This window comes from Flavobacterium sp. ABG (assembly GCF_001027725.1).
GTDB classification, from domain to species: domain Bacteria; phylum Bacteroidota; class Bacteroidia; order Flavobacteriales; family Flavobacteriaceae; genus Flavobacterium; species Flavobacterium cupriresistens.
Map to the genome: position 1 here is coordinate 48,186 of NZ_LEKS01000008.1, position 13,905 is coordinate 62,090.

Sequence of the window (13,905 nt, forward strand, 5' to 3'; positions counted from 1 at the left end):
ACAGCACAAAGCTTTAAACTTTTTTTAGTTTTTATTTCAACTAAAAAATGAGACAAAGAAAACCTGAAACAAAAGAAAACCTGAAACAAAAAAAGAATATGGGTGTATTAAGATTACAACTGCCAACTGACCCTAGATGGGTTAATATAGTAGAGAAAAACATCGAGGAAATCCTGACAGATCACGCTTGGTGTGAACAAAAAGCGGCTACAAATGCCATAACGATTATCACAAATAATTCTGAGCATCAGGATTTAGTGAAAGATTTATTGGCTTTAGCGAAAGAAGAAATCGATCACTTTGAGCAGGTGCATAATATCATCATCAAAAGAGGCCTTAAACTAGGACGCGAGCGCAAAGACGATTATGTAAATGAATTGTATTTGTACATGAAGAAAAGCGGTGATGGCAGCAGAGTTTCCGGTTTAGTGGAAAGATTATTGTTTTCGGCAATGATTGAAGCCAGAAGTTGCGAGCGTTTTAAAGTTTTATCTGAAAACATTCAAGACGAAGAGCTGGCTGTTTTTTACAGAGAATTAATGGAAAGTGAAGCCGGTCATTACACAACATTCATCACCTATGCCCGAAAATACGGAGTAGGAATCGATGTTGAAAAACGTTGGAGAGAATGGTTGGCCTACGAAGAGTCAATTATCTCAAATTACGGAAAAGGAGAGACTATTCACGGGTAGTTTTTTTTAGTTTACAGTCTCAGTCTCAGTCTACAGTCTCAGTTTACAGTCTCAGTTTGTAGTTACAGTTTGCCGTTCCAATTTTCCGTTCCAACAAAAATCTAAAATCTAAAATCTAAAATCTAAAATCTAAAATCTAAAATCTAAAATCTAAAATCTAAAATCTAAAATCTAAAATCTAAAATCTAAAATCTAAAATCTAAAATCCTTACATTTGAGAGTAACAGAAATTTAGCACCATGAGAATAGAAACTGATTTAAAATTGGGGTTTAAAGATGTGATGATCAGACCCAAAAGATCAACGTTAAAGAGCAGATCGGAAGTCTCTTTAGAACGAAATTTTAAATTTTTGCACAGTAGCAGTACCTGGACAGGAATTCCGATTATGGCTGCCAATATGGATACGGTCGGAACTTTTGAAATGGCTGAAGTTTTGGCTAAAGAAAAAATGTTTACGGCAATTCATAAACATTATTCGCTTCAGGAATGGACTGATTTTTTAGAGAAAGTTACTCCCGATTTTTACAATTATATCGCTATAAGTACGGGGACGGGAAAAGAAGATTCTTTAAAAATCAGAGAGATTATAACTGCCAATCCAGTGTTGCGGTTTATTTGTATTGATGTTGCCAACGGGTATTCGGAACACTTTGTTCAGTTTTTAAAACAAACACGAAAGGAATATCCTGATAAAGTTATTATTGCCGGTAATGTGGTAACCGGTGAAATGGTGGAAGAACTGTTATTAGCCGGCGCAGATATTGTAAAAGTAGGCATAGGTGCAGGATCCGTTTGTACAACGCGTGTAAAAACCGGTGTTGGGTATCCGCAACTTTCGGCTATTATAGAATGTGCTGATGCTGCTCATGGTTTAGGTGGGCACATTATTAGCGATGGGGGCTGTAAAATACCGGGAGATGTTGCCAAAGCTTTTGGCGCAGGTTCCGATTTTGTAATGTTAGGCGGTATGCTTGCCGGACATACAGAGAGTGGTGGAGAGCTTATCGAAATTAATGGTAAGGAATTCAGACAATTTTACGGAATGAGTTCGAAGACCGCCATGGATAAATACGTAGGCGGTGTCGCTGAATACAGAGCAAGTGAAGGAAAAACGGTTCAGGTTCCTTTTAAAGGAAAAGTTATAAATACAATTTTAGATATTTTAGGAGGAATACGAAGCACTTGTACTTATGTAGGCGCTTCAAGATTAAAAGAGCTTACCAAACGAACTACTTTTATTAGGGTAAACGAACAGGAAAATCAAGTTTTTACGAATTAATTTAAAGCAGTATACTTAAATATGATTACAATTTCAGAAGCAGGCAGAAATGATATTAAAATAATTCAGGATATAACCTATAAAACATGGCCTATAACTTATGGTGAAATTTTGACTGAAGAACAACTAAAATATATGCTGGATTTGTTTTACTCGGACGAAGCTTTAACCGCTCAGTTGGATAAAAAAGAACAGTTGTTTTATTTGATTTCTGACGAAAATTCGGTTTTAGGATTTATCGGAATTGAGCACAATTATAAAAAAGAAGCTATTACAAAAATTCATAAAATATATCTTTTGCCGGAAACACAAGGTAAAGGAATTGGAAAATCAGTTATGGAAAGTATTGGCAATTTTGCTTTAGAGCATAATTCCGCTTCATTGTATTTAAATGTAAACCGATTTAATAAAGCTTTACATTTTTATGAGAAAACAGGTTTTAAAATTATCGATGAAGTTAATATCGAAATTGGAAACGGTTATTTAATGGAGGATTATGTGATGGAGAAACGATTGTAAATCGAAATCAAAGCAATGTGAGATAATCTTTTAATGGTTTGAATTTTGAGTTTAACTTTCTGTCAAAGTATTCATTTAATGACAGATCTAATTTTAGGAATCACTATCAGTATCGTTGCAGGCGTAATTTCATCTTACCTGTTTTTAATGTATTTTTTAAAAAGAAAAAGAGTAAAGATTGAAATATCACCTCATGTAAGTAAGGTAATATTTGAAGGAGAAGTAAATTATTTTTTCAAATTTGTCAATAAAACAAACTCAGAAATATTTGATATTAGAATTGAACCGACATTTTATAAACAAGTAGGAGGTGTTGGAGGCATGAATATTCAAGGAAAGGATATCGTTTTAAAGGATAATTTCATCTCCTATATTCCCTGTAAAAAGAAATCTGATACAAATAGTTTACATGCCATGCGAGTCAGAACCAGTGAAGATATCGAATCAAATTGGAGTGATACGTCTTCTTACATTAGACTTACTGTAATTGCTAAACATTCACTGTCGGGTTTTACAAATATTTTTGTTCAGGACTTCTATTGTAAAGATGTTATTACAACGAAAAGGTTTAAATCGGGAGATGATTTAGGGGTTGCTTAATTATTTAACACTAATATTTAACACTAATATTTAACACTAATTATTTGTCTACAAGGTAATTATTGCGTAAAATTGTATATCCAATTAACTTAAAATTGTATGCCATGAAAAGAGATGTTATAGTAGGATAATCCTAAAGAAAATATAGAAATCACGAGCCAGTTTATACTGGCTTTTTTTATGGTAATAACTCAAAGTAAGAGATCAAGTCCAAAAGTTGCGGAGAAGTAAAAATCTCGCAGAGTCGCAAAATCGTAAAGTTTTAATAAAAAAATTAGAAAAAAAACTTTGAGACTCCATGACATTTCGAGAAGCCCAAAGTGAGAAAGTGAAAAATAGAAAAGCTTAAAAATAAGAAGAAGAAACTTTGCGGCTTTGCGTCTCTGCGAGATCGTCAAAGCGAGAAGTTGGGAAATTTAAAAAGCTGTGATCAAAAAGTATAAAATCTACTAATTCTAACAAGAGGAAAGTTCTAAAAATTATTCTGCAACTTTTGGATTTGATTCAAAATAAGATTGTCTTTAAATAATAAATTGTTGACCATAGCGACCGCTTTAAAAACAAAACAGGATCTAATCACTTGTTTATTAACATTGATTAGATCCTGTTTGATTAAGAAAAAAATCTATTCTTTTAGATCGTATTCTTTATCAATCTGTTTAACGATTGTTTCTCCTAAAAGGATTAAATTGTTGTAACGCTCATAAATCTGATCCCACGGAACAAGATTTTTTGTCAACTGTTTACCTTTTGGAGTATTAAGTAGTTTCCAATTGTCGGCAGTGCTTTCCGGATTGGTTAAATTATCCTCTAAATAAGATTGTAATTTTTTTTGTCGCGCTAGCCATCCTGATTCAGAAGAATTAACTTCAGAGAGGTTTTTCTGATAGAATCTCAGAATGTTTAGGGAAAGAGAATCATTTTCGATATTTCCGATTCTGCCCGATGACACAAAACCGTTAAATCTGTAAATATTAGGTCTTAAATAGGCATTTAAATTGATAAATGATAATTCTTTTTTAAATTGATTTTCGTCGTAAGATTTATTTTGATCTAATTGGTTAAGGTGCTGGTATATTTGACCAAATTCCTGATACTGTTTGATTAAAGATTTAGTACTATTAATATCATTTTGGATATCTGATTTAAGTCCAATCAGGAATTTTTTAACGTCTTGCTGGTCGTGTTGGTGCTCGCTCCATCCGTGCAACCAGATCGATAGCGAAACGGCAAAAACAATGATAAAAATCTCTAAACTAATTTCTTTTATTTTTTCTGCAAGATTGTGCTTCTTGTTTGTTACAATTCGATGTACTTTTTTAGTGTGTTTAATGATTTCCTGGTCTGCCATTTTTTGTATTAGTTAGTTACGTTTTTACAAAAATATAGTAATTGACTAAAATATCTTAAAATATTTGAGTTTTATCGGTTAAAATTTAAATATTTAGGATGAAAGAATATAATAAGGTTGAAGTTAATATCTAACTCACAATAACATCATGTTTAAATAATAAGCCTTTCACTTCATTCAAAGAAAAAACAGCCTTTTTGAGCTTTGTTTTAGAAGGGTCAATCGTATAATTGAAACTGGTTTTAAAATCGGCCTTGTTGGCGATGGCTTTGTCAAACTCAGAGCGGTAGAGATCACAATAATCAAAAAGAACACTTGTCAGATCTGTGGCCATAAAATCTACGGCGATCAGGCTGCAATTGTTAAAGGTTGTTCCTTTTATTTTTAAGGTATAAAATTTAGAGAAATCTAAAATGCAATTGTAAAAATGAACCTCGAAGATCAACTTGTCGCACATCGCAAAATTCACTTCTTTTATTTCACAATGATTGAAAGTAACTGTCCGGAATGCCACATAATTGATTTTTGTGTTATTAAAAATGCAATCATTAAAAACACAATCAATAAAGGTAACGGCTAGAAAAGTACAGGCAGAAAAATTACAATTCGAAAAAACACAACATTCAAAATCCTTAAAATTAAGATCCTCTTTACCATAAACGATGGTATTGTATTCTTTATCAAGGAAATATTCAGATTCTTTTTTCAATGTTTTTCAATCGTTGTTTCAGAGCGAAAAGATACTAATTTAAGCAAGATACTATACATTTTTTGTCTGACTTTTTGCTTCTTTTATTTTGTAAAACCAATTTTATTATTAAGAATAGTTGTGTAAAATATTGAAAATAAGGGTTATATTTACAAGAGAGTTTGTTATTATCCAAAAACACTGAACTTAGAAATGGTAAAGTTTTTAAAAAATAATTATTCTAAATGTTTAATGACAATCTTAGTACTATTGTTTTTTCTTCCATTTATGCTTCATGCTCAAAATGATTCCGACAATCCGCAATTATGCCCGCCTAAAACCGTATTTGAACTTTTTAAGAAGAAAGATTCTCTTTTGGTTCTAAAGCCCATAAAAAACAGTTTTTTTCTGGTAATTCCTGTTATCGGAGCGCAGCCTGCCACGGGCTTTGTTTTTGGCGGAGTGGCACAATATACTTTTAAAGGAAAAGAGGCCACAGACAAATACTCTATTGCTAATTTAGGAGTAACCTATACTACCAAGAAACAATGGCTTATAAATGTCAAGAACAATATTTTACTAAAAAACAATAAGATATTTTTGAGTGGCGATTATCGAATGTATATTTTTTCGCAACCCAATTATGGTCTCGGAACCAATATTATTCCGCATCACAGCAGGCGAGGTAATTTCAGTATCGATTCTATTGCTCAGCCTATGGATTATAATTATTTTAAATTCCACCAAACCGCATCCTGGGAAGTAAAAAAGAATTTTTATGTGGGTGGTGGGATCAATATCGATTGGTATTCGTCTATAAAAGACGAAGATCTAGATGTGGCGAATCAGGTTTTTACCTACCATTATAACTACAGTCAGAAATACGGATTTAATGATCTCGAGTATTATTTAACCGGAATGAGTCTTAATTTGGTCTACGATTCCCGGGACAATCAGGTTAATACAGCTCGCGGCTGGTTTGCCAATATCAACTATAGATTTAATCCGGTATTCTTCAAAAATCAGCGATACAGCAATGTTCTTTATACCGAATACAGACATTTTATTCCTCTTTCCAGTAAAAATGAGCGTTATATTCTGGCATTTTGGACGTATGGACAATTTGTAACAAGAGGAAAAGTACCGTATCTAAATCTGCCTGCTATTGGCTGGGATCAGCGAAGCAGGAGTGGAGAGGGGTATACACAAGGATTGTTTAGGGGATCAAATTTGGTGTATCTTTCAGCAGAATTCAGATTTCCGATAAGTTGCAATCAAATGTTTAGCGGAACGGTGTTTACCAATTTTACTACTGCCAGTAATTCAGAAACCAATACACCTCTTTTTAGTTATGTTCAGCCTGCAATTGGAGCAGGTTTACGTATTTTAATCGACAAAAAAACCCGTACCAATTTAGTTGTGGATTATGCGGTTGGGAACAACTCAAACGCGTTTTATCTCAATGCCGGTGAGACTTTTTAAGAGTTTGTTTTTCTAATGATTTAAGGCATATTGCTATTTCTGTTTTGCGGTACAATGCTGCCGGAATAAGAATTAGAAAAGAGGTTGTTTCACTACATTTGGGAGACAGCCTCTTTTTTATTCCTCATATTTTCTTGTTGATGTACTACTTTTATAAAATTCAATGCTTATTTTTGTTCGATATACTACTTTCTAAAGATGAAATTACTAATAGTCGAAGATGAACCAAACCTTTTATCCATTTTACGAAAAGGATTTGCTGAGAACAATAATGAAGTAAGTGTAGCACTCGATGGCAAAACAGCTTTAGAGATGCTTCATAATTATACTTTTGATGTAGTTGTATTAGATGTAATGTTGCCGGATATTAACGGAATTGAGATTTGCAGAAGATTGCGAGCCAGTAAAAATTTCGTACCTATTCTGCTTCTTACAGCACTTGGAACTTCTGAGAATATTGTAACCGGTCTTAATGCCGGGGCTGATGATTATCTGGTAAAACCTTTTAAGTTTGGTGAACTTGATGCGAGAGTAAATGCTTTAAACAGAAGAGCCAATCAGGAAACAGATAAAATAGATACCATTACGATTAGTGATTTAGAAATAAACGGACGAGCCAAAACGGTTAAAAGAGATGGCGAATCTATTGTTTTGACAGCCAAAGAATTTAAATTATTGTACTATTTGGCAAAAAATACAGGCAGAATTGTATCCCGCGATCAAATTTTAGACAATGTATGGGACATTAATTTTGATATGAACACCAATGTTGTGGACGTTTATATCAATTATTTAAGAAAAAAAATAGATAAACCTTTTGCAACCAAACTGATTCATACCATGAAAGGTTTAGGTTATGTCATACAGCCTTAAAATGGATATAAGAAAAAAAATTACGGTTACCTATGTGGCTCTTTCTTCTTTTAGTACGTTGCTATTATGTATCGTTGTTTTTGTTTTATTTCGTGAAAACAACCGATACCATTTTTTAAAACGACTGGAAGACAGGGCTAAAATTGTAGCGTCAATTCATTTTCAGAAAGATCCTGAAAAAATAAAATACTACAGTAATCTTAAAAAAAATGGACTGGAAGAACTTATCGAAGAAGAAGAGTTTGTCCTTAAAATAAACAGCGCCAACAGTTTTGATTACAATACCAATCTTAATCTACCCAATAACTTTTATACCAATATATTAAAAACGGGAAAAGACTATTTTGAAATTAATAGCAAGTACTATTTAGGGCAAGTTTTTACAGAACACAACCAAAAGTATATAGTAATTGTCGGTGCAAGAGACCGAAAAGGAAGAACAACTGCTATTTATATTGTCAAAATTATGCTTTTTGGTGGTATCGGTTTTATATTTCTGGCGTTCTTTTTAGGACGGTTTCTAGCAAAACGTGTTATAAATCCGGTAGCAAGAATTACCAAAGAAGTAAACCGAATAAGTGCTTCTAATCTGCACAACCGATTGCCTGAAGTTAAAAACTCGGATGAAATTTCAGATTTAACGGAGACTTTTAATGATATGTTGGACCGTTTGGAAACCTCATTTGAGATTCAGGCCAACTTTATCAATAATGCCTCTCATGAGTTAAAAACACCCATTACTACAATCATCGCAGAGTCTGAGATCATGCTTCTTAAGGAAAGAGAAGTATCCGAATACATTCAGTCTTTAGAAAATATTTACAGTCAGGCATCAAGATTAGGAAATCTAACAGAAAGTTTGCTAAAACTGACGCAAACAGGTTACGACGGAAAAAAACAAGTTCTGGACATTGCCCGAATTGATGAATTATTGATGGATGTAAAATCGGATTTGGATAAAATTTATCCGGACAACCGTGTAAGTATCAAGCTTAATTTTGCGCCTAAAGATTCCAATTTATTGTTGATTCCTTGTAATAAACCACTTTTAGAACTGGCGATCAATAATATTATTACCAACGGCGTAAAATATTCAGACAATAATGAGGTCTTTGTGTCGCTTTCCGCGAATAAGGAATGGATTAAAATTGCGATAAATGATATCGGAATCGGAATCCCTCCGGAGGATATTCCGCATTTGTATGAACCTTTCTTCAGAGGTAAAATCGCCGCTAAATATATAGGATATGGTTTGGGGCTTCCTTTGGCTTCTAAGATTATCCGAATGCATGATGGTGAAATACAAGTACAATCAGAGCAGGACAAAGGTACCATTGTGACGATCGTCTTTAGGAAAGATAATAATAAAAAAGCCAATATTAAAAAATCTAATATTGAATCTTAGAGAAATCTAATTTTATACTAAGACCCTTCTAATTCTCAGGCAGTTATTTTGTACGTATAAAACTAAACAATTATACTTATGAAAAATTTCCTTATACCCACTACATTAAAAGAAGATACCATAAGCGCTGTTAAATCGGCTGTTAATCAGGCAAAGAACACGAGTTGTGAGATTGTTTTAATGATGGTTGCAGATGCTCCCGACTCTTTTTCTTCGTCGCATTTCTTGCGTGAGATGAGAACTGGTCTTACTTTAAGCCAGGAAGAAGTTCTGGAAACCTGCCGCTATATTGTAGAGCATACTGCTAATTGCAAAATAAAAATACATAACCAATTCGGACTTTCGTCACCAATATTTAAAGGTATTATTGATGCTTTTGATGTGAAGTTGGTTATCCTGACACCTTCTTACAAGCAGGAAACAAAGCGTATTCACCAATACTCCGTAAAATTAGCCGGAAATCAAAGATGCCCTATACTGCATTTAGGTACAGAAGCAATCAAAGAAGACTTCAATAAAGCACTTTATATCGAAAACAGCAATGTTAACATGCACGTAAAAGATGTTCAGCAGTTTTTGAGTCAAAATTTCTCTTATGAAATTGTAAGCCAAACGGCGAATTTTGATGACAACCTAGAGCAATTTGAACCTTATTTGTCTGAAGCGATTTCAAAATACGGTATTGATTTACTGGTTGAAACCCGTAAAGGCGAGAAAATCAAATTCAAAAAGACCAAAAAAGAAACAATGAATGATAAATTGGGACTTCCGGTATTATCACTTTACGAAGAATTGGCTTAAAACTTAAATGTTTAAAAAATACAAGTTTAAACTTTAAAGCGAAAAAATATGCTGTTAAAAAAGAAAATCCCAATGAAGTACGTTCTTGGGAAAATAAAAGTAGAATTGGCTCTATTGATGGCTTATACGATATTGTTTGAGATTTTTCATCACTATTTTATTAATGTTTCCGTAGATATTCCGATTGCGATACCAACAATGATTGGTACGATTATATCCTTGTTATTGGCTTTCAAGTCCAATCAGGCGTATGACAGATGGTGGGAAGCCAGAATTATCTGGGGATCTATCGTAAACGAATCCAGAACTTTGATCAGACAATTGTTGACATTCTATAAAGACCCTGATTTTTCTGTTGAAGCAAACGAATTCAAAGAAAATTTCACTAAAAGACAAATTGCATGGTGTTTTAGTTTGGGACAGTCTTTACGAAATAAAGACGCTATAAAACCGATTAAGGACCTTTTAAGTGAGGAAGAGTTGCGTTTTGTAAAGAACCATCAGAACATTCCAAATGCGATCTTGTTGTTACATGCGAGAGATTTGAGAATTGCCAGAAAAAATAAACGTTTCAATACCTATCAACAAGTTGAAATTGATAATACATTAACGAGATTGTGTGATGCAATGGGTAAATGTGAGCGTATTAAAAATACGATTTTCCCAACGACCTACAGTATGTATATCAGAATGACATTGTGTTTGTTTATTATCTTATTGCCTTTTGGGTTGATCAGCTTATTAAGTTGGTTTGCAATTCCTTTGATCACAATCATTGGAGGTACTTTTTTCTTAATTGAAAAAATGGCGATTCATTTGCAGGACCCGTTTGAAAACAGGCCTACAGATACGCCGGTTACCGCTATTGCAAATACAATCGAAAAGAATCTAATGCAAATGTTAGATGAGTATCAAAGTGAATTTGATATCATCAAAGAATTTGATCTTAAACCCGAGCCTAGAAAAGCGGAAAACGACGCTTATTTCGTTTTATAATTAATTTTTTGGTCCTTTAATTGTTATTGTTAGCCAGGCAGCGTGTTTATTGTTCACACTGCCTGGTATTTTTTTTGGTTTAAAAAGCTATGAAGCTACAAAGGGTAAAAATAGTTTTGTGATTACTTTAGCTTCTAAAAATGTTTTTACCACGAATTTCACCAATTGGCACGAATTTTTTTTGCCACTGATTAAAATGATTCACACAGATTATGGATCAACACGAAAACCTGTGGAGTAGCAAAAATTAAGCTTATATATTCGTTAGTCTAAAAAGGAAAAATAGATATTAGAATTCAGTTTATCTAACACACACACACACACACACACAGACACACACGGTTTGTCCTTTCGACGAAGGAGAAATCTCCGCAAGAAACTCCGTAAAAACAAGCTCAGCAAATGCAGCTTTATTGGGTTTATTCGCTTTCGTTCGGGTCACCTTCGTAAAAAAAGACAAAGTGAGTTAATTAGTGTAATCAGTGCAATTCGTGTTTATTTTTTTTGCCACAGATTAAAATGATTCACACAGATTAACAAATCATTTTGATCATTTTGCCAAGAATTTCAAAGTTACCCCGAGTTAATTAGTGTAATCAGTGCAATTCGTGTTTATTTTTTTTTTACATCACAGTTTATGAATCATTTTAATCCTTTAATCTGTGGCTTTTTTTGCTCATAAACCATTGATGAACTTTCAATACAGGGGAATGTTTGGTTATAAATCAACCAGTTTGCCCAAAGTTTGTATAGATTGTCTCAGCTCGTTGGTCCAAGGCAAGCCAAAACTCAAACGCATACAATTTGAAAATTGATCCTGAAAAGAGAAGATTCTTCCAGGAGAAATACTAATCTGATGTTTCATTGCTAAATGATAAAGGTCAGCCGTATCTATTCTTTTATCAAGTTCAACCCAAAGGAAAAAACCACCTTGTGGCTGACTCACTTTTGTCCCCGTTGGAAAAGATTCTAAGACCGTATTAATATAATTGTTACAATTCTGATTTAATATCTTGCGAATCTTGCGAAGATGATTTTCATATCTTCCGTTTTTTAGAAAATCCCCCACAACCTCATGTGTGATGGTAGGAGAGGAGATGGTATGATAGAGTTTAGAGCGCAGGACTTCTTTTTTAAATTTCCCCGGTAATACCCAACCCACACGATATCCGGGAGCCAATGTCTTGGAAACAGAACTGCAGCAAAGTACAATTCCACTTTCATCGTAAGTTTTACAATTTGTTGGACGGCCGGAGCCAAAATACAAATCCCCGTGGATATCATCTTCAATAAGTGGAATGTTATAAAACTCCATTAAGCGAACGACTTCTTTTTTATGTTCATTTGGCATCATGCTTCCTGACGGATTACTGAAATTACTCATCAGTACACAGGCTTTTATTTTTTTGGTTGCAATGGCTTTTTTTACGGCATCTAATTCAATTCCTGTGGTAATATTGGTCGGTAATTCCATCACGTATAACCCCAAAGATTTGGCCAATTGTAAAACACCAAAATAAACAGGACTCTCTGTGATTATAGTATCTCCGGGTTTGGTTAAAGACATTAGGCAATGTGATATGGCATTGACACAACCGGGAGTGGTTATAATATCATCTTCGGTCGGAGATCCTCCCCAAGTGAATGCCCAACGTGCGATTTCTTTTCTTAGGTTTAGATTTCCCTGTAGTTCTTCATAACTGGTTCCACTATTGGGTAAAGACCGCATGGCTTGAATCATGCCTTTGTTCAGCTTGGCGATAGGAAGAAGTTCATTTGATGGAAAACCTAATGAAAACATCGTAACTCCTTTTGCTCTCATATCATTATAAACCAAATCGATTAAATCTTCACGCTCTACATTTTTTACGCTTAAAATAGGAGAACTGGCCGAGGGTTCGGGAACCGTTCGGGCAGAAATATTACTTACATAATAACCCGATTGCGGCCTTGATTCGATTAAAGAGCGACTTTCAACTTCATAGTAGGCCTTGCTCACCGTACTCATGCTGTAGCCCGTTTCTGAGCATACTTCCCGAATCGAAGGTAATTTGTCTCCAACACTCAAAACGCCCGATTTTATTTGCTTTTCAATTCGATCAGCAAACTGTAGATATAAGTAATTTGAATTTTTCATAAAAGAAACTGTTATGGTGCAATTTACAAAAACTGTATCTGTATTGCTGTATTATTTTTAAGAAATTTGTTGCATCAGAAATCAAGCAAAAAAGAAGATTCCGTGAAAACAACAAAATATTACTTAGCAGCCATTACAGCTTATACGATTTGGGGATTTTTTAGCTTAGCGCTAAAGCCAATTCATGACTATCCTTCTTTAGATATTTTATTCAATCGCGTTTTTAGTTGTAGCATTCTAATGTTATTGATTGTCTTTATTTTTAAAAGAAAAAGAGTAAAAGAAACTATAGAAATTTTTAAAGCATTATCAAAAGCAGAAAAAAGAAAGACTATTTTGTTAAACTTCGGAGGTAGTACTTTTCTAATGGCCAATTGGTTTACGTTTATCTATGTAATGAATCATGTTAGTGTAAAAGCAACTTCGCTGGCGTATTTGGTGTGCCCGATTCTAACCACGTTGTTGGCTTATTTTCTTTTGCATGAAAAACTTTCTAAGGTACAGTGGGTTTCTGTTGGGCTAAGCGTTTCAGGCTGTTTGTTATTGTCTTATGCCGACATAATGGACATGTTTTTTAGTATTATAATAGGTTTGACCTATGCGGGTTATTTAGTAAGCCAACGAGTAAATAAAGGTTTTGATAAATTTATTACACTTACATTTCACATTACTTTTGCAGCAATTGTTTTACTGCCTTTTTACCCGTTTTACAGCGGACCGGTTCCAACAGAGTTTAAATTCTACTTGTGTATAGAGACAATAGCAGTTCTGTTTACTATTTTTCCGTTATTCTTAAATCTGTATGCGCTTTCCGGAATTAATTCCTCTACAGTTGGAATGCTTTTAAATATCAATCCAATGATTGCTTTTGGTCTGGCAAATTTTGTGTACCACGAAAAAATAAGCAGTTTACAGATTGGTGCATACGGGATTATTTTTATGGCAGTATTAGTATTTAATTCACATCATCTTTTTGCAATAAGACAAAAATGGATTCTTGCATCGAAAAACACATAAGAAACAGTAGTTCAATAAAATTACCAGAATCTTAACAGGATTTATAAACAGGAATGAGTATTTT

The 13,905-nt window shown here is 33.8% G+C and carries 13 protein-coding genes; 10 read left to right on the top strand and 3 right to left on the bottom strand.

From position 1 onward, the window contains the following. The first annotated feature begins 47 nt into the window (after nucleotides 1-47). The 4 genes from AB674_RS10515 (at nucleotide 48) to AB674_RS10530 (ending at nucleotide 3,091) form a co-directional block, all read left to right on the top strand. The gene (locus tag AB674_RS10515) at nucleotides 48-692 is read left to right on the top strand and encodes a tRNA-(ms[2]io[6]A)-hydroxylase (protein ID WP_316931885.1); all 645 of its coding nucleotides are present in this window, start codon (nucleotides 48-50) and stop codon (nucleotides 690-692) included. Nucleotides 693-931: 239 nt separating this feature from the next. After that, nucleotides 932-1,972, top strand: coding sequence for a GMP reductase (locus AB674_RS10520; protein WP_047776405.1), 1,041 nt, complete (start codon nucleotides 932-934; stop codon nucleotides 1,970-1,972). Nucleotides 1,973-1,993: 21 nt separating this feature from the next. Beyond that, the gene (locus tag AB674_RS10525; RefSeq protein ID WP_047776407.1) at nucleotides 1,994-2,491 is read left to right on the top strand and encodes a GNAT family N-acetyltransferase; all 498 of its coding nucleotides are present in this window, start codon (nucleotides 1,994-1,996) and stop codon (nucleotides 2,489-2,491) included. Between the two features lie 78 nt (nucleotides 2,492-2,569). Further along, nucleotides 2,570-3,091, top strand: coding sequence for a hypothetical protein (locus AB674_RS10530; protein ID WP_047776408.1), 522 nt, complete (start codon nucleotides 2,570-2,572; stop codon nucleotides 3,089-3,091). Between the two features lie 625 nt (nucleotides 3,092-3,716). On the opposite strand, the gene AB674_RS10535 is transcribed toward AB674_RS10530, so the two are convergent. Then, entirely contained in the window at nucleotides 3,717-4,442 is a 726-nt protein-coding gene (locus AB674_RS10535) for a DUF6090 family protein (protein WP_047776409.1), read from the bottom strand. 130 nt (nucleotides 4,443-4,572) lie between these two features. Then, complete coding sequence (locus tag AB674_RS10540; protein WP_047776410.1) at nucleotides 4,573-5,151, bottom strand: pentapeptide repeat-containing protein; 579 nt, start codon at nucleotides 5,149-5,151, stop codon at nucleotides 4,573-4,575. 231 nt (nucleotides 5,152-5,382) lie between these two features. Between AB674_RS10540 and AB674_RS10545 the strand changes: the two genes are divergently transcribed. The 5 genes from AB674_RS10545 (at nucleotide 5,383) to AB674_RS10565 (ending at nucleotide 10,687) form a co-directional block, all read left to right on the top strand. Next, nucleotides 5,383-6,612, top strand: coding sequence for a BamA/TamA family outer membrane protein (locus tag AB674_RS10545; RefSeq protein ID WP_240478081.1), 1,230 nt, complete (start codon nucleotides 5,383-5,385; stop codon nucleotides 6,610-6,612). Nucleotides 6,613-6,810: 198 nt separating this feature from the next. Beyond that, complete coding sequence (locus AB674_RS10550) at nucleotides 6,811-7,485, top strand: response regulator transcription factor (RefSeq protein WP_047776412.1); 675 nt, start codon at nucleotides 6,811-6,813, stop codon at nucleotides 7,483-7,485. 1 nt (nucleotide 7,486) lies between these two features. Continuing rightward, nucleotides 7,487-8,890: a sensor histidine kinase gene (locus AB674_RS10555; protein WP_047776587.1), complete on the top strand. Its 1,404-nt coding sequence runs from the start codon at nucleotides 7,487-7,489 to the stop codon at nucleotides 8,888-8,890. Between the two features lie 78 nt (nucleotides 8,891-8,968). Next, the gene (locus AB674_RS10560) at nucleotides 8,969-9,691 is read left to right on the top strand and encodes a hypothetical protein (protein ID WP_047776414.1); all 723 of its coding nucleotides are present in this window, start codon (nucleotides 8,969-8,971) and stop codon (nucleotides 9,689-9,691) included. Between the two features lie 48 nt (nucleotides 9,692-9,739). Further along, on the top strand, nucleotides 9,740-10,687 hold the full coding sequence (locus tag AB674_RS10565) for a bestrophin family protein (RefSeq protein ID WP_047776416.1): 948 nt from the start codon (nucleotides 9,740-9,742) through the stop codon (nucleotides 10,685-10,687). Nucleotides 10,688-11,405: 718 nt separating this feature from the next. Here the strand turns inward: AB674_RS10565 and AB674_RS10575 are convergent. After that, nucleotides 11,406-12,824: a PLP-dependent aminotransferase family protein gene (locus AB674_RS10575; protein WP_047776420.1), complete on the bottom strand. Its 1,419-nt coding sequence runs from the start codon at nucleotides 12,822-12,824 to the stop codon at nucleotides 11,406-11,408. A gap of 102 nt (nucleotides 12,825-12,926) precedes the next feature. On the opposite strand from AB674_RS10575, the gene AB674_RS10580 reads away from it, so the two are divergent. Next, nucleotides 12,927-13,841 (top strand): EamA family transporter, encoded by a 915-nt coding sequence (locus AB674_RS10580; protein WP_047776588.1) that lies wholly within the window; start codon nucleotides 12,927-12,929, stop codon nucleotides 13,839-13,841. The last annotated feature ends 64 nt before the right edge of the window (nucleotides 13,842-13,905 follow it).

Coding starts and splice junctions, on each gene's coding strand:
- AB674_RS10515 (WP_316931885.1), top strand. CDS start 48: ATGAGACAAAGAAAACCTGAAACAAAAGAAAACCTGAAACAAAAAAAG.
- AB674_RS10520 (WP_047776405.1), top strand. CDS start 932: ATGAGAATAGAAACTGATTTAAAATTGGGGTTTAAAGATGTGATGATC.
- AB674_RS10525 (WP_047776407.1), top strand. CDS start 1,994: ATGATTACAATTTCAGAAGCAGGCAGAAATGATATTAAAATAATTCAG.
- AB674_RS10530 (WP_047776408.1), top strand. CDS start 2,570: ATGACAGATCTAATTTTAGGAATCACTATCAGTATCGTTGCAGGCGTA.
- AB674_RS10535 (WP_047776409.1), bottom strand. CDS start 4,442: ATGGCAGACCAGGAAATCATTAAACACACTAAAAAAGTACATCGAATT.
- AB674_RS10545 (WP_240478081.1), top strand. CDS start 5,383: ATGACAATCTTAGTACTATTGTTTTTTCTTCCATTTATGCTTCATGCT.
- AB674_RS10550 (WP_047776412.1), top strand. CDS start 6,811: ATGAAATTACTAATAGTCGAAGATGAACCAAACCTTTTATCCATTTTA.
- AB674_RS10555 (WP_047776587.1), top strand. CDS start 7,487: ATGGATATAAGAAAAAAAATTACGGTTACCTATGTGGCTCTTTCTTCT.
- AB674_RS10560 (WP_047776414.1), top strand. CDS start 8,969: ATGAAAAATTTCCTTATACCCACTACATTAAAAGAAGATACCATAAGC.
- AB674_RS10565 (WP_047776416.1), top strand. CDS start 9,740: ATGCTGTTAAAAAAGAAAATCCCAATGAAGTACGTTCTTGGGAAAATA.
- AB674_RS10575 (WP_047776420.1), bottom strand. CDS start 12,824: ATGAAAAATTCAAATTACTTATATCTACAGTTTGCTGATCGAATTGAA.